The organism is Martinezella rhizogenes, assembly GCF_007002745.1.
Classification (GTDB): domain Bacteria; phylum Pseudomonadota; class Alphaproteobacteria; order Rhizobiales; family Rhizobiaceae; genus Agrobacterium; species Agrobacterium cucumeris.
The window spans coordinates 275,731-298,842 of record NZ_SGNY01000005.1 but is presented as its reverse complement, the minus strand read 5'-3'; the positions used below and the strand labels follow the sequence as shown (position 1 = coordinate 298,842).

Here is a 23,112-nt window from a genome sequence, read left to right as displayed (position 1 = left end):
CGTTCCTCTGGTCTGGTTATTTTGACTTTTTGTCATTGGCCGCCCCTTGCGGGACGACAGTTTTCATCCGTGGCCTCAGGAGGCCTCAGTCAGCGAATTATCGGCCTCGGCCGCATTGCCCTCCCCGGTGTTTTCCTCCAGAAAGCCGAGCGAGGTGGCGCGGATCAGCCTTTCCTGATGCATGAGAAGATGCTGGCGCATGGCTTCACCGGCACGCGCCGGATCACGGTCGGCAATGGCTTCGACAATGGCCATATGCTGTTCGAAAGACGCCCTGCCATTCGTGCCGCTGCGCCGGGCAAGCTCGCGGATCGACTGCCATGCATCGTCCTGGCGAATGCGGTTGACGACATCGAAGATCGACAGGAAAAGCTTGTTGCCGGCGCTCTGGGCGATCTGGCGATGGAGCGAGCCATCCCATAATTCCTTGGCGTCGGCATCCGTGCTCTGGCCGGTCTTTTGAACAAGCGCGCGCATGCGTTCCACCTCGGCCGGTTTGGCGCGCATGGCCGCAAGCTGCGCCAGCTGCGGTTCTATGCGCAGGCGCACTTCCATGATTTCCATGAAATCCGTTCCGGCAACCAGTTCCGTGACTTGGGCGGACCAATCATCCGGTTTTTCACCCACAAAGGTTCCGGCCCCCTGCCGCCGCCAGATCAGGCCTTCGGCTTCCAGAACCTCCAGCGCCCGACGGATCGAACGGCGGCCGACGCTAAAAGTCTCCGCAAAGGCCCGCTCCGTCGGCAGACGCCCATCCCTCGCGAGATGATTCGCCTGAATATAGTCACGCAACCGCGCCAAGGCGTAGTTGGAATTGTCGTTAGGGCCTGCTGCCACGCCGCACCATTTGTCTGAACCAATCTGATATTGGTTCATTTGGTGAGAAATTTTTGCCGACGTCAAGCGCATTTTTGAGCGACGATTTTTCACGCTCAAAATATGGGCATGTGGCGTTTTTTTGAGAGTGAAGTGCGTCGCAGGCGCATGACGTTCTCACGCGCCCTGTGCTCCTCAAGGCCCGATGGAAAGCCGGATGCGTCCCGATAGGCGCTCTCCGGGCGGGATGATCCTCACACCAAACACTTCCCGCTGCATCTCCGGCAGACCGAGCGCTCCGGCGGCCATGGAAACGGGCTCGAGGCAAAGATAGCGGTCCATGCGGTGAACGGCGAGATGGCCAAAAACGGGATCGGCCTCGATCCGCAGCGAAAACCTGTCAAATTGCACATGCGCATTTGACCAGTCGGTGTAATGCAACGTGTATCCCGTTGCGGCGGGAATGGCGGTGTTGTGGCGAGGGACTGCCGGCTGGCCAGTCGGCACGTTCTGCGGGTCCAGCGGATATTGCAGCCTTGCATCCGTGCGCGCGTCGCAACCAAGGCCGGCAGCCAGATAGGGATGCCATCCAATCGCCATAGGCGCGGGCACGTCCGCCAGATTGGTGATCGACAGGTCCACGGTGAGGCCAGTGTTTTCAAGCAGAAAAGACTGTTTGGCGCGGAAGGAAAAGGGCCATTCCCCGTCAGCCTCATAGTCGAGTACCAGCCCGGCCCGATCGAAATCCAGATCGGAAATCTCCCATGCGCGCCGGTGAGCAGGTCCATGCATGGCATCCGGCGCGAGCGCAGGGTGTGGCAGGAGGTCATGGCGGATGCCGGCATGAACGAATGAGCCGCCATAAAGCCGGTTGTGATAAGGGAACAGCGGGTATGCGCCGGCGCGCGGCCAGTTGAGCGGCTCGAAACCGTCCTCGCCCGTAGGCACCAGAATATCGCCGTGGTCGGCATGGTGCAGATGGGTCATCCTGCCGCCCCATGCGGGTCGCAGGCGGGCCGAAAACGGCCCGCAGCTTATTGCAACCGTTTCAGGCAAAGGCATAGGATCCGTCAGGCCGTTTCGGCACCCGTCTTTGCCAGTGAACATAACCATCTTCCTGCATGGCTTTTTCATCCATCTCGACACCCCAGCCGGGGCGATCCGGCCTCAGTTCCAGATATCCATCCTTCGGCAGATAGGGGTCGACGACATAACGGGTTTCATCCTCGCGTTTTTCCAGATCGGTGCCGCCATAGACGTAGCATTGCCCTTTCGGCAGCCGGTATTCGAGAATTCGGAAATTCTGCTGGGCAGCGGAAAAATGCACATTGACGGCGGTGGCGAGCGGCCCCATCGGGTTATGCGGCGCGATGCTGACAAAGTGGGCTTCCGCAAGCGTAGCGATGCGGCGCATCTCAGAAATGCCGCCAACGACGCAGATATCAGGCTGGATGATATCCGCACCTTTTACCTGAAGAAGACGCAGGAACTCATTGCGATGATAGAGACTTTCCCCCGTTGCCAGCGTGCAGTTCAGCCCCTGCTTCAGGTCTCCCCACATCTCGATGTTTTCCGGACGCAACGGCTCCTCGAAGAACAGCGGATCATAAGGGGCAAGCGCGTTGCCGAGCTGGCGGGCGGCCGCAGGTTCGAAAATCTTGGCATGGGCATCGAAGGCGATATCGTAGTCGGGCCGCACGGTTTCACGCAGCGAGCGGAAATATTCGGCAGAACTGCGCACCACCTCGCCCCAGCGATGGGCGTGGATATCGAGGCGCCACGGGCTGAGCTTGAAGGCCGTGAAGCCCCAGTCCTCATTCAGACGATCGAACTCTTCCTTTGCAGCCGGCGCGTCCGGAGCCGTGTAGACCCCGGCATAGACCTTGATACGGTCGCGCACTTCACCGCCCAGCAGCTTGTAGACCGGCACCCCCGCCGCCTTGGCGGCAAGGTCCCAGAGGCAATGGTCCAGCGCCGAGATGGCCGAGAGACCGAGCGCGCCGGGCGGAAAACGGTTTTGCTGCAGAAGGAGATTGTAGAGATATTCAACCCGCGTCGGATCCTGCCCGGCAAGGAAACCATAGAGATAATCCAGTAACGGCGGCAGGGCGAGATCCGGGCCGTGATTGTAACATTCGCCCCAGCCGGTCAGACCGTCATCGGTATCAAGAGCGACGACAACGCGGGGACGGTCCTTGTCGCGGGTGACGAATACCCGCATGCGATCGATTTTCATGCTTTAGTCTTCCTCATGAATTGCAGGATGCAACGGCCGCGATGTTATCGGGCCGCAACCCCGTTCTTGATCTCGGATGGCTCGACATAACGGAACCTTCGGGTGCGATCCCGGTCGCGTGGGTCGGGGCGCGGAATGGCGGAAAGAAGCGCCTGCGTATAAGGGTGATCCGGCGCGTTGCAGACCTTTTCCGCCTCTCCCACTTCCACCAGCTTGCCGCGATACATCACCCCGACGCGGTCGCACATGTATCTGATGACGCCGATATCGTGGCTGATGAAGATGTAAGCGAGCCCCAGCTCGTCCTGCAGCCGCATGAGCAGATCCAGCACCTGGAACCGCACCGAAACATCCAGCGCCGAGGTCGCCTCGTCAGCCACGATGATACGCGGCTTCAGAGTGATGGCGCGGGCGATGCCGATGCGCTGGCGCTGGCCGCCCGAAAAGGCGTGCGGGTAACGCTCACGCCCGGTCGGGTCCAGCCCCACCTGCTCCATCAGCGCACAGACGCGTTCATCCAGTTCCCTGCCCCTGGCAATGCCATTGACCAGCAACGGCTCGCCGATCACCTGCGCTACCGTCATGCGCGGATTGAGTGAGCCGAACGGGTCCTGGAAGACCATGCGCAATTCGCGCCGTGCGGCTTTCAGCTCGGCACCTTCGATTTTGGCCAAATCGACCACCGTGCCATCCGCCCGGCGATAGCGCATTTCGCCGCTGGTCGGATCGTAAAGGCGCATGATGGAGCGGCCCATCGTGGTCTTGCCGGAACCGCTTTCGCCGACGATGCCGAGCGTCTCGCCGGGCAACAGCTTGATCGAGACGCCATCCAGCGCCTTCATCTCGCCGAAATGCATGGAGAGGTCGTTGACCTCCAGGATGGGCGCTGCGGCAAGATCGAGCGGCGGGCGGGCAAGCCGGATTTCCGCTTTCTGCTCCAGTTTCAGCACCGAGCCGATCAACATGCGGGTATAGGGGTCCTGCGGGCTGTGGAATATCTGCTCGACGGTGCCATATTCCTTGGCAACACCGTGATGCATGACCAGCACGTCATCGGCAATCTGCGCCACCACACCCATGTCGTGGGTGATGAACAGCACCGCCATGCCATGCGCCTTTTGCAGCCGCGATATCAGGTCGAGGATTTCGGCCTGTGTCGTCACGTCAAGCGCCGTCGTCGGTTCGTCGGCGATCAGAAGCTGCGGCTTGCAGGCCAGCGCCATGGCGATCATGGCGCGCTGGCGCATGCCGCCGGAATACTGGAAGGCATAGCGATCCAGCGCCTTTTCAGGATTGGGGATTTCCACCTGCCGCAACAGCTCGATAGCCTCGGCCCGCGCCTGCGCCTTGCTCATCTTCAGATGCAGCCGCAGCACCTCGGTGATCTGGTCACCCACGGTGTGCACGGGTGAAAGCGACGACATCGGCTCCTGAAAGATCATCGCGATATCTGCGCCGCGCACCGAGCGGATCGCCCGGCTACGCGGATCGAGCTTTGCGAGATCCAGCGACGTCCCATCGGCGCGGTTGAGGATGATCGACCCGGATGCGATGGAGCCGGGACTGTCGATGATCTGCAGGATCGAGCGGGCGGTGACGGACTTGCCCGAACCGCTTTCGCCGACAACGCAGAGCGTCTTGCCACGATCAATGGAGAAAGACAGATCGTTGACCGCCCGGAATACCCCGTTTCTGACCGGAAACTCGGTGACCAGATTGCGGACTTCAAGCAGCGGCTTTGCTGGCTTCATGGAGAGAATATCGCTCATCCGGGGCCTCACTTGTTATAGGGGTCGGCTGCGTCGCGCAGACCGTCACCGAGCAGATTGAGCGCCATGACGGCAACGACAACAGCGACGCCGGGCAGGAACAGCCAGGGTGCGGTTGCGATCGAGCGGATATTCTGCGCCTCGCGAAGCAAAACGCCCCAGGAAATCGTCGGCGGCTGAAGGCCGAGGCCAAGGAAGGACAGCGAGGTTTCCGCAAGGATCATCGCCGGAACCGCAAGCGTGACGGAGGCGATGATATGGCTCGAAAAACTCGGCAGCATGTGGCGGAAGATGATGCGCCCTTCCGGCACACCATCCAGCCGGGCCGCGGCCACGAACTCCTCGGTTCTGAGCGACAGGAAACGGCCGCGCACGACGCGGGCAAGCTGCGCCCAGCCGGTCAAGGACAGGATGATGGTGATCATCATGTATTGCAGCGTCGCCGGCCAACCCTGCGGCAGCGCGGCGGCCATCGCCAGCCAGATGGGAATTGTGGGCAGCGAGAGCACGAAATCGATCACACGCTGCATGACGAAATCGATGCGTCCGCCATAATAACCGGAGATGCCGCCGAGAACGACACCAAGCAGCAGCGAGAAGAACACACCGACAAGACCGATCGACAGCGAAATCTGCGACCCCTGCACGACGCGGCTGAAGACATCACGGCCGAGACGATCCGCGCCGAAAAGAAACAGCGGCCGTGTCTTGTCGGTGGAAGCTAGCAGGTGGATATCCGTGGTGAACAGGCCGAACACGGAATATTCGTAACCACGTCCGAAAAGCTGGACCGGGATTTTCGTTGCCGTATCTTCGACGAACACCGCCGCCAGCGTCTCGGGATTGCGCGTTAGTTTCAGCGGATAATAATGCAGCCCGAGCGACAAACCGTCGGTCGTATCGATGAAGTGGACGCGCTGCGGCGGATGGAAGGTGGCGCGGGCATTCTGCAGCACCGGATCGTTGATGGCGAAGAAGCCCGGCACCAGCGCGACGATATACATGGCGATGGTGATGAACAGGGCGGCCATGGCCAGCTTGTGGCGCTTGAAGGCCCACCAGATGAGCTGCCACTGCGAAGCGACGGCGGCGCGGTCCTGCCGGGCATTGGTGGTCATGGTGATATCGCTCATGGCGCCCTCCTATTCGAGACGGATGCGCGGATCGACCAGCGCAAGCAGGATGTCGCTGATAAGCGAACCGATCAGCGTCAGCGCGCAGATCAACAGCACGAAAGCGCCGGCGAGATACATGTCCTGCGCCATCAACGACTGCAGAAGCAGCGGTGCAGCCGTCGGCAGATTGAGCACGATGGCGACCACCACGGAGCCCGAAATGAGATTGGGCAGCAGCCATGCGATGGTGGAAATGAACGGGTTGAGCGCAATTCTGAGCGGGTATTTCGTCAGCAGCTTGAACTCGGACAATCCCTTTGCACGCGCCGTGGTCACATAGGGCTTGGGCAATTCGTCCAGCATATTGGCGCGCATGACGCGGATGAGGCTTGCGGTGGATGACACGGCAAGGATGGCGACCGGCAGCCAGATATGGGCCATCAGGTCGATCATCTTGGCGATGCTCCAGGACGCCGTTTCATATTCCGCCGAAAACAGCCCGCCGACATCGGCCCCGAACTCCACCGCCGCGACATACATCAGCACCAGCGCCAGCAGGAACGACGGTATGGACAGGCCGAAAAAGGAAAAGGCGGTGAAGAGATAATCGCCGATCGAATATTTGCGCACGGCGGAGAAAACGCCGATCGGAAGGGCGATGGCCCAGGTGGCGAGAAGGCTGGCGACGGCCAGAACCAGCGTCAGCGCCATGCGCTCCCAGATGAGGCCGGAAACCGGCTGCTGCCATTCGAACGAAATGCCGAAATCACCGCGGCTGATGATGCCCCATATCCATTTCAGATATTGCACGATCATCGGGTCATCGAGACCGAAGCGTTCACGCAGCTGCGCCGCCGTATTGTGGTCGATGACCTCGTTGGAAGCCGCCAAGGTGGCGATATAGGTCGTCACATAATCGCCGGGTGGCAGCTGGATCAGGACAAAGGCAAGGAAACTGACGGCAAACAGGGACGGTATCATCCACAGCAGGCGTTTTACGATAAAAAGCAGCATGTCGTTCTCGCAATCACATTGGACCGCACCCGCCGCCTTCCAACCAGGGAGACGAATTGTGGGCGGTGGAAACAACCTGAGAGACGTCGCCGCGATGAGGCAGCGACGCCCATATGGTGGTGTCAGCTTGTGAAGGTGAACTGTTGCGGCAGCGCCGGGCCGGGATTGGGCCACGACCAGCTGTCGGGTTCGGTCTCGGGCACGTTGCGCAGATTGTTGCGAATGATGCCGAAACCACCGACAGCAAGGCAGAGGCCGATCGTCTCGAACTCTTCCGCCGCGATATCGAAGATTTCCTTCATCTTCTCACCGCGCTTGGCAAGGTCGGCCGTTGAACGCGCCTCATCGAACAGTTTGAAGCGTTTCTTCTGGCTTTCCGGCGGCTCCTCGCCCTTCTGGCCGTTGGACGTATACCAGAGCGCCCATGGAATGGCGTAACGCGATCCCTGCGGGTGGAAGGCGAAGAAATCGCGCGGATCGAGCATTGGATCGAGGCCACCCGGGCCAGGCCAGACCGCCGCATCATGGGCGTTGTCATCGCCGCGCGTGTAATAGAGCGCGCGTTCGATGGTGTTGACCTTGATATCGACGCCGATCTGCGCCCACTGCGCCTTCACCAGTTCCAGCGCATCGACCAGATCGGGATAAAGCGTCGGGATGACATCGATGGAGAAGAAGATCGGCTGGCCGTCGGGACGAAGCCGCATGCCATTGCCGTTCTTCTTGTCGTAACCGGCCTTGTCGAGAAGTTCATTCGCCTTGGCGGCATCATATTCGGTGTACTGGCGCCCCAGCTTTTCATTGTACCAGGGGTGGGTCGGGCGTGGCCCGGCCTGATATCCCTCGCTCTGGCCGAAATAGACGATGTCGATGATTTCCTGCCGGTTGAGCGCAATGGACAGCGCCTGGCGGAAGGACTTGTCGGCAAACATCTTGCGCATTGCCGGGTCTTTATGGGTGATGTTCAGGTAAATCTGGCACTGCTGTGAAGCAGACGGCACCAGCGTCAACAGGCGATAATCGCCTTTTTTCATGTTCTGCGACAGCGTCGGCTTGTTGGCGAGAACGCTGATATGGCGCTCCTGAATGTCGATCTTGCCGGAAATGACGTTCAGCATCAGCGATTCGACATCCTGCGAGATGCCGAAATTGACTTCGTCGATGTAAGGAAGCTGGTTGCCTTCGGTATCGACCTGCCAGAAGTAAGGGTTACGGGTCATGACCACGCGGGTCGCGCCGCCGGAATAGGGTTCCTTCACCACCCACGGATCAAGCGTCGGCTTGTCGACATTCGACCAGCGCGACGGGATTTCGATATCACCGCACTTGGCGCGGAACAGCTCCGTCCAGCTGGATACGCCGGCTGCCTTCACATCGGCATCGAGCGAGGTGTTGTATTTCGGCAGGAACTTGCTGCAATAATGCTTGGCAAACAGTGTCGGATGCTGGCCGAGCGGTGTGGCGAGGTTCTCGAGATAGAGGGCATTCGGCGCTGCGAATTTGAACCTTACCGTGAAATCATCGACCTTTTCGACGTCGACGGCCTCACCCGCAACGGAAAGCTGGGCCGGGGTGGCGCTGTAAAGCTCCTTGTTCTTGATGCAGTCCTCGATGGCGAACACCACGTCATCTGCGGTGAAGGGATGACCATCAGACCATTTCGCGCCCTGCAACAGATGGAAGGTGAACTGCGAGGCGTCGTCATTGACCTCCCATTTTTCAGCGAGATTCGGCAGAACTTCGGTGAAATCCATGTTCCAGCGGACCAGCCCCTGGTTGCCGACCATGCGCAGAATGCCGTTATGGTCCGACGAACCGCGCAGGCCACGGCGCAAGGTGCCGCCATAGGTGCCGATCTTTTCATGCGGTGTCACCACCATCGGATTTTTCGGCAGGCGCTCGGCCAAGGGCGGCAGTTTGCCGTCTTTTACCAAGGCAGCCAGTTCCGGCGCTTCCTTGCCGGTGGCGGCCCGCGCCGAAGTCCCGATGACGGAAAGGGCGGCGACGCCGCCAAGCCCCGCCATAAAGGTCCGGCGCGTCACGCCAAGCGAAAATTTATCCCCATCGCGCATCGATTATCCTCCCAAAAAATCACCGGCAGCAAAACAGCCTTCACTGTGTCGCAGCGGCCCTCCCGGCCAGCCAGCACGCCGATCCTCCACCGGCAGGGGCAGACCATATGGGCGTTTTCAGATGATTACAAGTATTGACAGCTTTTTACATATTTTTTATTCGTAGAGCGATTTTCGAAGACAGGTTTGACGATAAAGATCGGAACGGCAGCGCTCCACGCTGATAAAACCCCGGTATTTCTGTTGCGGATGACATACAGGAAACCGTTCAACTTCAGCGATTTGCAACGAAAGGTGTGCTGATGGACAATACGACCACATCGTCGGCCGCACGCGGCGAGACCCGGCTCAGCGACATCGTCTACGAAAAGATCGTCGGCATGATTTCGGACGGGCGGTTTCCCATAAACGAGCGGCTACCGTCCGAACAAAGCCTGGCGTCGCTGTTCGGGGCTTCCCGGCCGGTGGTGCGCGCAGCGCTGGAGCGGCTGCGCAATGACGAGCTTATCGTTTCGCAAAAAGGCTCCGGCTCCTATGTGCGCCAGCAACCGGACTCTTCGGTGTTGCAGCAGGTGCCGGTCGGTTCGCTTGCCGACGTGCAGCGCTTCTTCGAGTTCCGGGCCGGCCTTGAGGCCTCGGGAGCCGAACTTGCGGCGCGCAACTGGCAGGCGACCGACAAGACGCGGATCGAGCAGGCCATCGCAGCGCTGGAACAATGTCTCGAGCGCAACGATCTTGGCGCAGAGGAAGATTTCGCCCTGCACGAAGCCATTGCCAGGGCAAGCCATAACCAGTTCCACATCACCGTACGCATCTGGTTCAAACCGCATTTCGCCATCGGCCAGTCGGTGACACGCAGTCTCAGCCTCAAACGTACACCGCAGCATGTGCGTGAAGTGCAGAACGAGCACACCGCCATCGTCGAAGCGATTTTTGCGCGCCACGAGCAGGCGGCCCATGACGCTATGAAAGACCACATCCTCAAAGCCCGCGCCCGCATGTTTCAGGGCGTCGGCGGCTAGAACCAATCCCGCAATCCTAAGAAAACGAGGCCTGAAGGGGCGATGGAGAATAATCAGTGAGCCAGCCGCGCATCATAGAACCAAAACTCCGTCCCCTCGTCGATACGCCTTTGAAGGTTGGCGAATCGCCCGCATGGGACGAGCGGACGGGCAATCTGTGGTTCGTCGATATTCTCGCCCCGGCGATTTTCCGCCTGCATCCGGACGGAAAGCTGGACCGGTTCGACATGCCCGCCCAGGTGGGCTGTCTTGGTCTCTGCGACAATGGCCTTGTTGTGGCGGGCCTCAAGACGGGCGTGCATCTGCTCGACCCCGCAAGCGGCAGGCTCGACCTTCTGTGCGACCCCGACGAAGGACGACCCGATAGCCGCCTCAATGACGGCAAGGTTGGCCCGGACGGGCATTTCTGGGTGGGAACCCGCGACGAGGCCGCCGTGCCCACAGGCAATGCGCGCCTCTATAGGGTGGCACCTGACGGCGGCATCGAGCGTATCATCGACGGCAATATGTTCACATCAAACGGCCTTGCCTGGAGCCCGGATGGAAAGCGGATGTATCACTCCGACAGCAGCGGGCTCATGTATCAGGCGTTCGATTTCGATGTCGCAACCGGCAGGCTCGGCCCGGCCGAACGCCTTCACGATTTTGCGCCCGACGAAGGCAGGCCGGATGGCGCGGCGACCGATAGCGAGGGCTGCTACTGGAGCGCCGGCGTTCAGGGCGGACGGCTCAACCGCTTTACGCCTGAAGGCGAATTGTTCGAGATATACAAGCTGCCCTTCAAGGGGCCGACCATGCCGTGTTTCGGCGGTCCGGGCCTTAAGACGATCTATCTCACCAGTCTGGTGACCGAAACCGACGGTGTCTCCACGGCCGGCACCGTCGTTGCGTTCGATGCGCCTGTCGCCGGCACGCCCGTTCACACATTCTCCATCTGAGACGCCCTTTTACCTTGAGGAACAAATTGATGACGACATTCGATTTTCGCCAGGCCCTGCAGGGTATCTCCGGCGTTCCCGTGACGGCTTATGATGCAGGCGGCGAAGTGGACGCCGGTGTCACCGCCGAGGTTTACGCCCGCGTGGCAAAGGCAGGCATCCACAACATCGTCGCGGCGGGCAATACCGGCGAGTTCTACGCCCTGACGCCGGCTGAAATTCTACGGGTTTTTGAGGCCGCGATAAAAGGCGTAAACGGGAAGGCCCCGGTGACGGCGGCGATCGGACGCTCGCAGCGCGAAGCGCTGTCCATGGCGCGGCAGGCAAAGGACATGGGGGCTTCCGCCGTCATGTCGCATCAGCCGGTCGACCCGTTTGCAGCCCCGCAATCGCAGATCGACTACTTTCTCGGCCTCGCAGAGGGCAGCGAATTGCCGCTGGTGGCCTATGTCAGGGCCGACGGTTTTTCGGTCGATGACATGGTAAGGCTTTCCAGCCACCAGAATGTCGCCGGCATCAAATTCGCAACGACGGATATCATGCTTCTGTCGCGCGCGATCGCCGCCTCCGATCCGAACGGCGCACTATATGTCTGCGGATTGGCTGAAAGCTGGGCACCCGCCTTTTGCGCCGCCGGTGCACGCGGCTTCACATCCGGTCTGGTGAACGTTGCGCCGCAATTCTCACTGCAGGTCCTCGACGCACTGACATCAGGGGATTTTGACGCGGCGCGCAAGATCGTCGAAAAGATCGAGTTGTTCGAACGGTTGCGGACACGTTATCGCAATGGCGCAAATGTGACGGTGGTGAAAGAGGCGATGGAAATCCTCGGCCTCGCTGTCGGTCCCGTTCGCGCACCCGGACTTGCGCGCCTCGATAAGGAGGATCGCGCAACGCTGGAAGGATTGCTTGCCAGCTGGCGCTGACGGACGGACTGCCGGCGGGCCGCATTTTTCCGGGTTCGAATCTGACCTGATAGGCAAGCTTGTGACCGGCAACTCGCCGGTTGCCGGTTACGTTTCCATCAAACGAGTGGCAGTCGGATCTCACCCCTCGACTGTCGCCAGCGATGGCAATTGAAGGAGCGCGGCCAAAAGCATGTTGCAGCCGGCAATACTATGCTCGGGTTCAACATGTTCCGCCTCGTTGTGACTGAGACCATCGCGGCACGGAACGAAAATCATCGCCGATGGCGCGACCTGGTTCATGAACAGCGCATCGTGAAAAGCACCCGACAACATCCGTCGCGTCGCAAAACCGCGCTCGAGCGCAGCACGGTCGAGGGCCGATAGAATGCCCTCCTCAAAATTTGCGGGCGGCATGTCGAATATCTGACGGATTGTCGCTTCACAGCCCTGCGCCAATGCAGCATCCCCCACAACCGCACGGATTTTCTCCTCCATGTCGTCAAGCCTTTCGGAAGACGGGTGTCGGAGATCCACGGTGAAGGTGGCGGTTTGCGGAATGGCGTTGACGGCGCCGGGCTGCAACGCAATTCGACCGACCGTGAAGCGGGCGTCAGGGTCTGACGGCATGATAGCGGGAAAAAGGGATCCAAGCGCATTCACCGCGGCATGAAACGGATCGCGTCGGTACATGAGTGCCGTCGTCCCGGCGTGAGCGGTCTGTCCGGTCAACGTCACTTCCAGCCAGCGCGTACCCTGTATCCCCGTGACGATGCCGATTGGCAGCCCCTCTTTTTCGAGAGACGGTCCCTGCTCGATATGGACTTCAAGAAAAGCAAAGACCGGAAACCCGAGGCCACGCATGGTTGCTTCGGGCAGGCTTTGCAGGGTTGCGGCAAGCTCACCTGCAAATTCGGCGCCATCATCCGTTGCCGGCAGGCTTGACCAGTTCGTTGGTATTGTCCCGCTCGCAAAGGCCGTCGACCCCATGCAGCCGGGCGCAAAGCGGCAGCCTTCTTCATTGGTAAAAGCTACGACCTCAACGGGACGCTCCGTCTCAACGCCGAAATCTTCAAGGGTCTCAAGAACCTCAAAAGCTGAAAGCGTTCCAAGCGCGCCATCAAATCGGCCACCCGACGGTTGACTGTCGAGATGGCTGCCGATCAAGAGCGGTGAAAGATTGTTATCCCGCCCATTTCTGCGAATGAAGAGATTGGCGATGGGATCCTGAAACACGGAAAATCCGCGCTCCAGGGCAAGTTGCGTCAACAGCCGTCGTGCCTCGCGATCAAGCCGTGTAAGGGCCTGCCGATTCACGCCTCCCCTGTCGGTGGCACCGATTGCTGCGAAACGATCCAGGTTTACCAGAAGTCTTTCACCGTTGATCGCAAACTGTCCCATCTTCATCTCCTCATCGGGCATCAAGGGCGGGCCGCGCAGCCGCCACGAAAGAACGCACGCGCGACAGCTCCACGGGGTTCCACCACACCCCGCCTTCCTTGAGCGATGAGGCGACAATCACGCCATTGGTACGTTTGAGGATTTCGAAGATATTGCCCTCATTGACACCCGATCCGACCAGCAGCGGCAGATGCGTCGCCGCACCGATTTCCTCTATTTCCTCAAGGGAGGCGCTGTTGCCGGTGCGCTGGCCCGTCGCAATGACCCCATCGGCGTCGAAGAAGGCGAGATCGCGCGTCAACTCATCAATGCTGCGATCCGCCGTGATGGCATGGGCGCCGTGCTTGACATGGCTGTCTGCAAAAACCTTGATATGCTCCGCCCGCAGCAGCGAACGGTAGCGCATCGCCTCGGCTGCTCGCCCCTCCATGAAACCTTCATTGGCCACATAGGCATTTGCCCATTGGTTGACGCGGATGAACTTTGCCCCGCCCGCCATCGCGATCGCGAAGGCCGGGATGGGAGCATTGGCCAGCACGTTGATGCCAACCGGCACGCCGGCGGCGCGAACGATGCGGTCCGTCACCACGCTCATGAAGGCTGACGTTTCCGGTCCGATATCGTCCGGCTTGGAAAATGGCACGTCTCCGTGGTTTTCGATGACCAGACCATGCATGCCGCCCTCGACAAGGCGTTCCGCATCGCGCATGCACGTATCGTAGATGGCATCCATGCTCGCGTTCCGATAACGCGGCGCTCCCGGAAAGGCCGGGCAGTGGACCATGCCGATCAATGCCTTGCTTCGGCCGAAAATTTCTTGAATGGCATTGGCTGTGTTGTCGGATATGGTCTGCATTTAAATCCCTTTCGAAAGTTCTTCATGCGCGCCTTTGTTATCGGCAATATCGCACTCGATGAAACCTATTCCATTTCAGCGCTGCCCGAGGCAGGCGCTTCGATATTTGGCGAGCAGGCCTCGCGCAGTCTCGGTGGAAAAGGCTGCAATCAGGCCATTGTTCTTTCACGATGCGGCGTCGAAACCACGCTGGTTGCTGCCGTCGGCATGGACGATCGCGCCATTGCGATCGGAAGAGCGCTCACCCGCGAGCGCCTGACACCGAATCTCATTCCCGTCGACAGCCCCACCAGCGATATTTCCATCATTCTGACAACTCCGGACGGCGAAAACTCGATCATCACCACCCGTGCAGCAGCAGCAGCGCTTGATGAAAACGCAGCCTTGGACGCGCTTGGCGACGCCGCATCCGGCGACCTCCTCGTCCTGCAGGGCAATCTCTCGGAAGAAACAACCCTCGCCATTCTCAATGCGGCAAGATCGAAGGGGTTAAATACGGCCTTCAATCCTTCACCCCTGCAACCCTGGTTCGCAAGCGTCCTGCCGCTTATCGATATCGCCGTTCTCAATCGTATCGAGGCTGAGGCGCTGACCGGCGAGAACGGTGCCGAGGCTGGCGCTTTTCTGCTGCGTGCCGGTGTCGGCCTCGTCATCGTCACGCTTGGTGGACAGGGCTGCGTGCTCGTGTCCAACGATGGTGCTACCGAAGTGCCGGCCGCACCCGCCGCAATCGTCGACACAACGGGTGCCGGCGATTGCTTCACGGGCGTGGCGCTTGCTTCCGCCATGCTTCGCGGTGTCGCCGTGGATGTGCGCGCCCTTGAAGATGCCTCAAGGGCCGCCGCCATCACGGTCGGTCGCCGCGGTACGCAGGATGCCTTTCCCAGCCATGAAGAGCTGATGGCCATTCTGCGGACTTAGCCCCTCCGATCACGGCTTTTCCGTCAGCCAGCCGAGAATGTTCTTCCATAGGCGACCATATCCGTCCCATTCGCAGAAGGCAGGAGAGAGCCAGTGCGGACCAATGTCGGAGGTCCATGCCGCCGTGCGGCCCTTGCCGAAACGTCCGGTCACGAGCAGGGGATGGGAACCCTGATCCTTTGGCAGCCGGGCAACCACCTCGACATCGGCGCGATCGCGAACCTCGACCTCGTTCACCCCGAGCAGAAGCGGCCACTCGCCAGAAAGGCCGGCGACCGTCGGATGGTCGGGTTTCAGAATATCTGCGGTCGAGCCTTCCGGAATTTCCACCCGGTCATCCCAGGGAAGGCAGGTCACGGGCAAAGTATCTTCGACCGGCGTACGACGCCAGCGGGCCTTGCCGTCGATCCCCTGGAAGGAAAAATAACCGCCGACCATCAGCAGGCCGCCGCCCTTTTCGACCCAGGCCTTCAGCAGTTTCAACCGGTTCGGCACCGTTTTGGAGTGCAGCCAGACGGCTGGCGGCAATAGAAGCGAATTGGCGCCGATGTCTGAAAGAATGATCGCGTCATAGACGTCCAGTCCGGCCATCTCGAACGGGAATTTTTCCACCGCATCATGGGCTGTCATATAGGTCAGCTCATAGTCGCTGCCCTCCAGCGCCTTGACCAGAGGCTCGGCTCCGAGATGGAAGGTGACGCTGCCGAACTGATCGAAACCTTTGTAGTGAGTAGCCGAACTGACCCAGCTTTCACCGACGAGAAGCACTTTTTTTGTCATGATCTTTCCATTTCCATAAGTTCATCAGGCCTTTGCCTGAAAGACCGAGAGCGGATTATCCCGCATAAGGGTTTGAAGAGCGGTGTCGCCAAGACCGTGCCGTTTCAGGCGCGGCAGGAAATGCTTGAGAATATAGGCGTAGCCATTGCCGCCATATCGCGTCAGCATCATTTTCAGGAAGACGTCATGGGAGAGGAGAATACGATCCAGGTAACCGCGTTCCGCCAGCGCGACGATGGAGCGGGCTGCATCCTCGTCGCTCGGGCATTGCACCTGCTGGTCGGCATAGAAAAAATCCATGCCGATCATGTCGTATTCGATGAAGGCGCCGCGCGCGGCAAGCTCCCCCTGATAGGCCAGATCGTCATGCGAAGGGTTCATGTGGCAAAGAACGGTATGCTTTAAATCCGCCCCCTCCCCGGCGACGATGTCGAGAACCCTGTGCCCCAGCCGCAGCCATCCCGGCAGATGTACCATTAGCGGCAGGCCGATACGGACCTGTGCCTGTGCCGCGCCGCGCAGGGATTTCTCCTCTTCCGGTGTGAAATCGGCGGAGACGCCGATTTCACCGATCAGGCCAATCTTGATGCCAGTGCCATCGACACCATGCAGCGCCTCGCCAACGATTTCGTCCGCAATCGCCTCGACACTGAGGCTCGCCACCTTGCCGGGATGGGATGAGGCAAGGTAATAGCCCGCTCCCATGATGATGTTGAGCCCCGTGGCCTCGGATATCCTTTTCAGCGCCGCCGGGTTTCGGCCGATCCCCTGGCAGGTGGGCTCGACGACCGTTTGACCGCCGGCACTGACAAAATCCATCAATTCCGCAATCGCCAGCGGCTCGTCATCCAGCGTAATATTATGCCTGTTGACGAAAGGGTCCTGGCGTAACTCGCCGAGGATTTCCATACAGACGAAACCATCGGCCAGATATTGCCGCTCCGGCGTTTTCGGCGCATGCCACCAGCACCGGCAATCATTGAGAATATGCTCGTGCATCAACGTCACACCGAGCTGTTCTGCCGGAACGGGCCCGCGCACGGTCATGACCTTGCCGGAACGGACATGTCCTTCGGACAATTCTGAGGTCATGACATCAACCCTTTCTTTTCACGCCGAAACGGAAATTGGTGGTGAAGATGCGCGTGTTGAGCCAGATAGCGGCAAGGATGATCGCACCAGTAACGATCTGGGTGAAAAACGGCGAGATATGCATGAGGATGAGGCCATTACCGATCACCGCGATCGTCATGGTACCGAGCACGGTGCCGAGAATGGTACCGCGGCCGCCCATCAGTGATGTCCCGCCGAGAACCACCGCCGCCACGACCTGCAATTCAAAGCCGACCGCCGCGTTGGAGGAACCCGAACCCAGCCGGGCCGCAATCAGGAGACCGGCAATGGCGGACGCCACCCCGGCGCCGAGATAGACGGAAGCGAGAATCCACTTCGCCGGCATGCCGACGCGCCGCGCCGCCTCAAGGTTGGAGCCGACGGCCACGACGCGGCGTCCATATCGTGTGCTCGAGAGAATGACATAGGCGATCGCCGTCATGAATATTCCGATCAATGCCGGAACGGGCATACCCAGCAGATCGCCACGACCGAGATAGAAAAAGCCCGGCGCGTCAGGTATCGGTATGGAATAACCCTGGGTGATGTACAGTGCCACACCACGCAGGATCGACAGGCCGGCCAGTGTGACGATGAATGCCGGAATACCCTGATAGGCGATGAACCAGCCCTGCAGCAGGCCAAGCCCCCCACCCAGCATCAGCATGGCGACCAGAACCAGCGGCCAGGCGTAACCCGCCGCCAGCAGAATGGCGCCAACGGCATTGATAAGCGCCACCATGGAACCGACCGACAGGTCGATACCGCCGGTTATGATAACCAGCGTCATGGCAATCGAGACGATCAGGATCGGCGCGGCCTGACGAATGACATTCAACAGATTGCCGGCCGTCAGAAACGTGTCCGTCGTGGCGGAGAAAAACACCAGGCAAAGGGCGAAAAATACCGCGATCGACAGGACTTGCGCATTTTCCGCGATGAAATCCGACAGCGGTGAGCCCTTGGCGCGTTCAGTATAGACGTTCAATGGCGTTGTCCTCCCACGATCAGCCGGACGAGGTCTTCAAGGCCGGTCTCGTTGATCTGGCGCTCCGCCACCTTGGTGCCCTCATACATGACAGCAATGCGATCGCAGACGCGGAAGAGATCCTGAAGGCGATGGGTGATGAGAATGACCGATACGCCCTTCGCCTTGACACGATTGATGAGCGAAAGCACGGCTTCCACCTCCGCAACGGCAAGCGCCGAGGTGGGCTCATCCATGATCAGGACCTTCGGATTGAAAGAGGCCGCCCGGGCAATGGCAATCGCCTGGCGCTGGCCGCCGGAGAGCTTTTCCACCTTGGCGGTGAGACGCGGTATGCGGATTTCCAGCGCATCCAGCATCTTGCGGGCTTCCGTAAGCATGGTTTGCCGGTCGAGGAACGGTCCCTTGGTGATTTCACGTCCAAGGAAGAGGTTCCCCACCACATCGATATGGTCGCAGAGGCTCAGGTCCTGAAAGACCATTTCAATGTTGCGATTGCGGGCGTCGGCCGGGCCTGAAAGGCGAATGGTCTCGCCTTCCATTGTGATCGTGCCCTCGTCCGGAATGTAAGTTCCCGAGATCACCTTGGTCAGGGTCGATTTGCCCGCGGCATTGTCGCCGACGAGGCCGAGGCATTCACCGGGAAAAATGTCGAGATCAACACCCCGAAGTGCTTGATGCGACCCGAATGTCTTGCGGATGTTACGCAACGAGATACGCGCTTCACGATCGGCTTGCCGGGAGAGAATATCTCCCCCGGTGCCGTCGACAGCGCCTGTGTGCTGTCCGGCGGCAATCATTTGAAAACCGCGCGGTAGGGTTCGACATTGGCCTTGGTGACGATGGTTATCGGCACGGCGATGGTCTTTTCGACCGTGCCGCCATCGGCAACCGTCTTGAGCGCCTTGACAGCGGCCGCACCCATTGCGGCGGGATCCTGCTGGATGACACCTGCAACATAACCCGCATCGATACCGGCGATCGCCTGCTTGGTCAGGTCCCAACCGAAGACCTTGATGTCCTTCTGCTTGCTCTGGCTTTCAACGGCAGCGACCGCGCCCAGAAGGGCCGGCTCACCCGTGGCATAAATTGCGGTCATGTCCGGATTGCCGGTGATCAGGTTTTCCGCTGCGGAAAGTGCGGTGTCCTGAACATTCTGGCCATCGACGACGCCGGCGGCCGTAATGCCGGACTTGTCCTTGATGGTTTCTTCAAAGCCCTTCTGGCGAATGTTCTGAATAAAGGAATTCAGAGCGCCGACGACGCCGATCTTGGCCTTGCCGCCCATGTCTGATTTCACGTAGTCGAGGAAGAATGTCCCCATGTCGGCACCGGCTTTGCCGTTATCCACGCCGATCTGCGCCTTCTGCGGGCCTTCCGGCAGAATGGCGTCAATCGCAACGACGGGAATATTGGCGGCAGCCGCCTGCTTTACAGCCGGCATGATGCCGTTGACGTCAATGGCGACGACGGCGATGCCGTCCACTTTCTGCTGGATGTAGGTTTCGATCGCGCTGTTCTGGGCCGCGGGATCGTTATTGGCATTAAAGATTACCAGCTTGACGCCGGCTTCTTTCGCCGCTTTTTCCGCACCTTCGTTCATCTGGTTAAAAAACAGCGCCTGCTGATTGATCTGCACCAGGGCAATGGTCTTTTCAGCGGCATGGACCAGACCAGCAGACAAGGTCGCGCCGGAAAGGACGGTCGCAGCGAGAGCCGCAGAAAAATATCGACGTTTCAAATTTGGCATTATCGTTCTTCCTCTGTTGGTTCGTTGCTTTTTATTAGATCGCGGGCGGCGCAACGGATTCACGCACGACGATTTCGACGGGCAGCAACTCCTCCGATGGAAACGGAGGGTTCTGATCCCAATTGGTTTCAAGCAGGAGCGACAGGGCGCGCTGGCCAATGGCGCTGACAGGCTGGCGAATGGCGGTGAGCGGCGGTGCAAAAAGATGCAGTGGCCCGACATCATCGAAGCCGATCATCGAGACATCCTGCGGAATGCGCACGCCTTCAGCACGCAGGACCTCGATAAACCCGATGGCGATTTCGTCCGAACTTGCGAATATCGCCGTCGCCGGACGCCCCTCCTCCAGAAAGCGTCGGGCAGCCGCCCGGCCGAATTCGACTGTATATGCGCCGCAATATCTGGAAATCGAAAGCTCCGCCTGCGCCACCCTTTCGGAGAGTGCGGATTTGAAGCCGCTGAAACGACGTTCTGTACTGATCATGTCCTCGGGACCGCCGACGTAAAGCACCCGGCGATGTCCGTGCTCCGCCAGATGCGCTCCCGCGAGGCGCCCCCCTTGCTCGTTATCGCAAAAGAGCTTGGGAACGATTGCGCCCGGCACATCTTCATCCACCACCACGACCTTGCCGGTTGTGTTGATCAGTTCTGCCAGTTCATCGGTATTGGGATGGTTGGTGATGAAGACGAGCCCATCGACATGGTTACGGGCAAGCAGTCGCAGATATGACAATTCGCGACCCGTGCGGTTCAGCGTGGCAAACAGCGATACGGCAAGACCGCGTCGATCTGCCTCTTCTTCCACGGCCGCGACGAGCATGCCGAAAAACGGATTGCCGATATCTGGAACCACAAGGCCGATCGTGTCCGAGCGTCCGCGGCTCAAACGCCGGGCATGGGGATTAGGGACATAATTGAGCTCGCGAATAGCGCTCTCGATGCGCGTTTTCGTCTCTGCCGGCAGCTCCAGCGTACCGTTCAGCAATCGCGATATCGTCGCAACGGAAACACCCGCGGCCCGGGCAACGTCCTTCAGACTGGTCGCATGATTTCGCGCCATCATATTCCCATTTCCTGTTCCACTCATCGGGTCTTTTTCGACCTCTCTTCGGTTTGTAAATCGCTTTACTAAACCGGTTTACAAAAAAATCCAAAATTCGAACGGAGTCAATATGATGTCGTCGCCGCCACGAAAATTGCTGCCGGGCAAGGGTGTCGCCCGCGTTTCGATCTCCCGATCGGATCGACAGGCATGACAAGGCTAGATTTTAGATGACCGATCAAAGGTTAAGTCGAAAACCCGCAATCGCCGGGAGAGCCGGCCTGCTGCCGACCGTGAGATAACTTGGGAAGAACAAGGTCTCCCGCACGCCTGACGGCGGGAAATTTCTAAAGGACGCCCAATCCAAACGGGTTTGTTGGAGGTGCTCTATCCTTTTGTTTTTCCAAATTTTCCGGACGTAAAACAGCTAAGCACTTTTACTGAAAAATGCTCCAAGACGTGGCTTGGCTGACAAATTCTCCAGGTTCAGATGATTGCGGAGCGGGATTTGAACCCGCCGTGAACCGGAGTTTTTCGCAAACGGGGGGAGGCTCATCGGACATGGGTCCGAGCCGCCCCCTGATATGGCCTGATCAAATGATATGCCGACCGTGGGCTGGCACGCACTTCTCCGGGTGGCACGTTGATTAGCGCCACCCGAATGTGATGAACGCTCAGCCGAACAGCGCCAGACTGCTCTTTACCGTGACCCACACGCCCCAGAGGAGCGGTATGCCGACAGCGAGCCAGGCGAAGACAGCCTTGGTATCGAGACCGCCCCTGCCGATGCCGAAGGAACCGGTCGGGCCGGCGCTGGCGGCAGCGGTTTTTGCCTGAAGTGCGGCAACCTCCGCATCCGACATGAACCATTTCTCCGGCAACGGCCTCACCAGCGCATTGGCGACAAGGCCGATCGCCAGCATGCCCGCCAGAATATACATGGTGCTGGTGTAAAGCGCCGGACCCGGCGCAACACCGGCGGCTATCTGCGCTTCACGGATGTAATTGACCACTACCGGTCCGGCAATGCCCGCCGTTGCCCATGCCGTCAGCAGCCGGCCGTGGATGGCGCCGACGAACTGCGTGCCGAAGATATCGGCGAGATAGGCTGGAATGGTCGCAAAACCACCCCCATACATCGACAGGATGATGCCCAGAGCCAGAACGAAGAATGCCTTGGAACCCATCGTCGCCAGTGTCGGGGCCAGCGCATAAAGAATGATGCCGAGGATGAAGAAGCAGAAGTAGGTGTTCTTGCGGCCCAACTTGTCGGACATCGAGGCCCAGAAGAACCGCCCGCCGATGTTGAACAACGACAGCAGGCCGGTGAAACCTGCCGCGATGGCGGCAATCTGCGCCTTCTGCCCCGCATCCAGCTCGGCGAAGCCCACACCCGGCAGGCCGATCAGCGAGCCAGCGAAAATTTCCTGCAGCATCGGCGAGGCCATGCCGATAACACCGATGCCGGCCGAGACGTTCAGGCACAGAACCGCCCAGATCAGCCAGAACTGCGGTGTCTTGTGCGCGTCGCGCAGATGCACGTGACGATGGGTTATCATCGCGCTCTTGGCCGCAGGCGCCGTCCAGCCTTCCGGACGCCAGCCGGCCGGCGGAATACGATACCCGAAGGCACCGGCCATCATGAAGGCGAAATAGATCAACGCCATGACGACAAAAGTCTGCCAGACGCCGACGGAAACATCCGTCTTGAAGGTGTTCATCAGGATATTGGCAAGCGGCGCACCGATCATCGCCCCACCGCCGAAGCCCATGATGGCCATGCCGGTCGCCATGCCGCGACGATCCGGGAACCATTTGATCAGCGTCGAGACCGGCGAGATATAACCAAGGCCGAGACCGATACCGCCGATGACACCCGCGCCCACCCACATGAGCCATAATTGATGCGTCATGACGCCGAGTGCTGCGACCAGAATGCCGCCGCACCAGCAGCAGGCGGAAACGAAACCGGCCTTGCGTGGTCCCACCCGCTCCAGCCAGCCGCCCCAGATTGCCGCCGAGCAACCCAGGAGGACGAAAAACAGCGTGTAAATCCAGCCAAGATCGGCCACGCGCCAGTTGCACTGCGTGGTAAACAAAGCGCCGACAAGGGTGAGACTGGAGCAACTGGGGTCCGTCGCCGGCAGGGCCTTCGACAATGGCAGCCAGAAAACACTGAAGCCATAGGCCATGCCGATGCACAGATGAATGGCCAATGCTGCCGGCGGCACCAGCCAGCGGTTAAATCCGGGTTTTGCTATGATCCGTTCGCGGTCCAGAATTCCGGCCTGCACCGGTTCTCCCGCAGATACGCCTGCTACTGCCATCGACATTACCTCCCTCGTGGATGTCTGGACAAATTTCATACGCCCCA

General features: G+C 59.8%; 20 protein-coding genes. 4 read left to right on the top strand and 16 right to left on the bottom strand.

Going from position 1 to position 23,112, the window contains the following annotated elements:
* Window positions 1–75: 75 nt before the first annotated feature.
* The 7 genes from EXN68_RS17070 to EXN68_RS17040 all read right to left on the bottom strand — a co-directional run bounded on the left by EXN68_RS17070 (window position 76) and on the right by EXN68_RS17040 (window position 9,022).
* Window positions 76–876: a FadR/GntR family transcriptional regulator gene (locus EXN68_RS17070; RefSeq protein WP_142842000.1), complete on the bottom strand. Its 801-nt coding sequence runs from the start codon at window positions 874–876 to the stop codon at window positions 76–78.
* A gap of 135 nt (window positions 877–1,011) precedes the next feature.
* Window positions 1,012–1,878: an aldose epimerase family protein gene (locus EXN68_RS17065; protein WP_142841999.1), complete on the bottom strand. Its 867-nt coding sequence runs from the start codon at window positions 1,876–1,878 to the stop codon at window positions 1,012–1,014.
* Entirely contained in the window at window positions 1,865–3,052 is a 1,188-nt protein-coding gene (locus EXN68_RS17060; protein ID WP_142841998.1) for a galactarate dehydratase, read from the bottom strand. The genes EXN68_RS17065 and EXN68_RS17060 overlap by 14 nt, the downstream gene beginning before the upstream one ends.
* A gap of 44 nt (window positions 3,053–3,096) precedes the next feature.
* Window positions 3,097–4,821, bottom strand: a complete 1,725-nt coding sequence (locus EXN68_RS17055; protein ID WP_161991370.1) for an ABC transporter ATP-binding protein — start codon at window positions 4,819–4,821, stop codon at window positions 3,097–3,099.
* Window positions 4,822–4,829: 8 nt separating this feature from the next.
* Window positions 4,830–5,954 carry an ABC transporter permease gene (locus EXN68_RS17050; RefSeq protein ID WP_142841997.1) on the bottom strand — a complete coding sequence of 375 codons (1,125 nt, stop codon included), beginning with the start codon at window positions 5,952–5,954 and terminating at the stop codon, window positions 4,830–4,832.
* A 9-nt stretch (window positions 5,955–5,963) separates the two neighbouring features.
* On the bottom strand, window positions 5,964–6,950 hold the full coding sequence (locus tag EXN68_RS17045; protein ID WP_142841996.1) for an ABC transporter permease: 987 nt from the start codon (window positions 6,948–6,950) through the stop codon (window positions 5,964–5,966).
* A 122-nt stretch (window positions 6,951–7,072) separates the two neighbouring features.
* A complete protein-coding gene (locus EXN68_RS17040) occupies window positions 7,073–9,022 on the bottom strand; it encodes an ABC transporter substrate-binding protein (RefSeq protein WP_142841995.1) in 1,950 nt (649 codons plus the stop codon).
* Between the two features lie 302 nt (window positions 9,023–9,324).
* Here EXN68_RS17040 and EXN68_RS17035 point away from each other — a divergent pair, with 302 nt between their 5' ends.
* From EXN68_RS17035 to EXN68_RS17025, 3 genes are read left to right on the top strand one after another with little or no spacing between them, the layout of a single operon-like run.
* The gene (locus tag EXN68_RS17035; protein WP_142841994.1) at window positions 9,325–10,044 is read left to right on the top strand and encodes a FadR/GntR family transcriptional regulator; all 720 of its coding nucleotides are present in this window, start codon (window positions 9,325–9,327) and stop codon (window positions 10,042–10,044) included.
* A 56-nt stretch (window positions 10,045–10,100) separates the two neighbouring features.
* Window positions 10,101–10,982 (top strand): SMP-30/gluconolactonase/LRE family protein, encoded by an 882-nt coding sequence (locus EXN68_RS17030; RefSeq protein ID WP_142841993.1) that lies wholly within the window; start codon window positions 10,101–10,103, stop codon window positions 10,980–10,982.
* A gap of 29 nt (window positions 10,983–11,011) precedes the next feature.
* Window positions 11,012–11,908 (top strand): dihydrodipicolinate synthase family protein, encoded by an 897-nt coding sequence (locus EXN68_RS17025; RefSeq protein ID WP_142841992.1) that lies wholly within the window; start codon window positions 11,012–11,014, stop codon window positions 11,906–11,908.
* 120 nt (window positions 11,909–12,028) lie between these two features.
* Here the strand turns inward: EXN68_RS17025 and EXN68_RS17020 are convergent, their stop codons facing one another.
* Together EXN68_RS17020 and EXN68_RS17015 are read right to left on the bottom strand one after the other, a co-directional pair.
* A complete protein-coding gene (locus EXN68_RS17020) occupies window positions 12,029–13,288 on the bottom strand; it encodes a Zn-dependent hydrolase (RefSeq protein WP_142841991.1) in 1,260 nt (419 codons plus the stop codon).
* 10 nt (window positions 13,289–13,298) lie between these two features.
* Window positions 13,299–14,144: a BtpA family protein gene (locus tag EXN68_RS17015; RefSeq protein ID WP_142841990.1), complete on the bottom strand. Its 846-nt coding sequence runs from the start codon at window positions 14,142–14,144 to the stop codon at window positions 13,299–13,301.
* Window positions 14,145–14,168: 24 nt separating this feature from the next.
* Between EXN68_RS17015 and EXN68_RS17010 the strand changes: the two genes are divergently transcribed.
* Window positions 14,169–15,065, top strand: a complete 897-nt coding sequence (locus tag EXN68_RS17010; RefSeq protein ID WP_142841989.1) for a ribokinase — start codon at window positions 14,169–14,171, stop codon at window positions 15,063–15,065.
* 9 nt (window positions 15,066–15,074) lie between these two features.
* On the opposite strand, the gene EXN68_RS17005 is transcribed toward EXN68_RS17010, so the two are convergent.
* From EXN68_RS17005 to EXN68_RS16975, 7 genes are all read right to left on the bottom strand, one after another.
* Entirely contained in the window at window positions 15,075–15,845 is a 771-nt protein-coding gene (locus EXN68_RS17005) for a glutamine amidotransferase (protein WP_142841988.1), read from the bottom strand.
* 24 nt (window positions 15,846–15,869) lie between these two features.
* On the bottom strand, window positions 15,870–16,937 hold the full coding sequence (locus EXN68_RS17000) for a phosphotriesterase family protein (protein ID WP_142841987.1): 1,068 nt from the start codon (window positions 16,935–16,937) through the stop codon (window positions 15,870–15,872).
* 4 nt (window positions 16,938–16,941) lie between these two features.
* Window positions 16,942–17,946 carry an ABC transporter permease gene (locus EXN68_RS16995; protein ID WP_142841986.1) on the bottom strand — a complete coding sequence of 335 codons (1,005 nt, stop codon included), beginning with the start codon at window positions 17,944–17,946 and terminating at the stop codon, window positions 16,942–16,944.
* The gene (locus EXN68_RS16990) at window positions 17,943–18,746 is read right to left on the bottom strand and encodes an ATP-binding cassette domain-containing protein (RefSeq protein WP_142841985.1); all 804 of its coding nucleotides are present in this window, start codon (window positions 18,744–18,746) and stop codon (window positions 17,943–17,945) included. Before EXN68_RS16990 ends, EXN68_RS16995 begins: the two co-directional genes overlap by 4 nt.
* The gene (locus EXN68_RS16985) at window positions 18,743–19,696 is read right to left on the bottom strand and encodes an ABC transporter substrate-binding protein (RefSeq protein WP_142841984.1); all 954 of its coding nucleotides are present in this window, start codon (window positions 19,694–19,696) and stop codon (window positions 18,743–18,745) included. Before EXN68_RS16985 ends, EXN68_RS16990 begins: the two co-directional genes overlap by 4 nt.
* Before the next feature lie 34 nt (window positions 19,697–19,730).
* Complete coding sequence (locus EXN68_RS16980) at window positions 19,731–20,756, bottom strand: LacI family DNA-binding transcriptional regulator (RefSeq protein WP_142842086.1); 1,026 nt, start codon at window positions 20,754–20,756, stop codon at window positions 19,731–19,733.
* A gap of 656 nt (window positions 20,757–21,412) precedes the next feature.
* Window positions 21,413–23,065, bottom strand: a complete 1,653-nt coding sequence (locus EXN68_RS16975) for an OFA family MFS transporter (RefSeq protein ID WP_142841983.1) — start codon at window positions 23,063–23,065, stop codon at window positions 21,413–21,415.
* Window positions 23,066–23,112: the final 47 nt, after the last annotated feature.

Coding starts and splice junctions, on each gene's coding strand:
- EXN68_RS17070 (WP_142842000.1), bottom strand. CDS start 876: ATGAACCAATATCAGATTGGTTCAGACAAATGGTGCGGCGTGGCAGCA.
- EXN68_RS17065 (WP_142841999.1), bottom strand. CDS start 1,878: ATGCCTTTGCCTGAAACGGTTGCAATAAGCTGCGGGCCGTTTTCGGCC.
- EXN68_RS17060 (WP_142841998.1), bottom strand. CDS start 3,052: ATGAAAATCGATCGCATGCGGGTATTCGTCACCCGCGACAAGGACCGT.
- EXN68_RS17055 (WP_161991370.1), bottom strand. CDS start 4,821: ATGAGCGATATTCTCTCCATGAAGCCAGCAAAGCCGCTGCTTGAAGTC.
- EXN68_RS17050 (WP_142841997.1), bottom strand. CDS start 5,954: ATGAGCGATATCACCATGACCACCAATGCCCGGCAGGACCGCGCCGCC.
- EXN68_RS17045 (WP_142841996.1), bottom strand. CDS start 6,950: ATGCTGCTTTTTATCGTAAAACGCCTGCTGTGGATGATACCGTCCCTG.
- EXN68_RS17040 (WP_142841995.1), bottom strand. CDS start 9,022: ATGCGCGATGGGGATAAATTTTCGCTTGGCGTGACGCGCCGGACCTTT.
- EXN68_RS17035 (WP_142841994.1), top strand. CDS start 9,325: ATGGACAATACGACCACATCGTCGGCCGCACGCGGCGAGACCCGGCTC.
- EXN68_RS17025 (WP_142841992.1), top strand. CDS start 11,012: ATGACGACATTCGATTTTCGCCAGGCCCTGCAGGGTATCTCCGGCGTT.
- EXN68_RS17020 (WP_142841991.1), bottom strand. CDS start 13,288: ATGGGACAGTTTGCGATCAACGGTGAAAGACTTCTGGTAAACCTGGAT.
- EXN68_RS17015 (WP_142841990.1), bottom strand. CDS start 14,144: ATGCAGACCATATCCGACAACACAGCCAATGCCATTCAAGAAATTTTC.
- EXN68_RS17010 (WP_142841989.1), top strand. CDS start 14,169: ATGCGCGCCTTTGTTATCGGCAATATCGCACTCGATGAAACCTATTCC.
- EXN68_RS17005 (WP_142841988.1), bottom strand. CDS start 15,845: ATGACAAAAAAAGTGCTTCTCGTCGGTGAAAGCTGGGTCAGTTCGGCT.
- EXN68_RS17000 (WP_142841987.1), bottom strand. CDS start 16,937: ATGACCTCAGAATTGTCCGAAGGACATGTCCGTTCCGGCAAGGTCATG.
- EXN68_RS16990 (WP_142841985.1), bottom strand. CDS start 18,746: ATGATTGCCGCCGGACAGCACACAGGCGCTGTCGACGGCACCGGGGGA.
- EXN68_RS16985 (WP_142841984.1), bottom strand. CDS start 19,696: ATGCCAAATTTGAAACGTCGATATTTTTCTGCGGCTCTCGCTGCGACC.
- EXN68_RS16980 (WP_142842086.1), bottom strand. CDS start 20,756: ATGGCGCGAAATCATGCGACCAGTCTGAAGGACGTTGCCCGGGCCGCG.
- EXN68_RS16975 (WP_142841983.1), bottom strand. CDS start 23,065: ATGGCAGTAGCAGGCGTATCTGCGGGAGAACCGGTGCAGGCCGGAATT.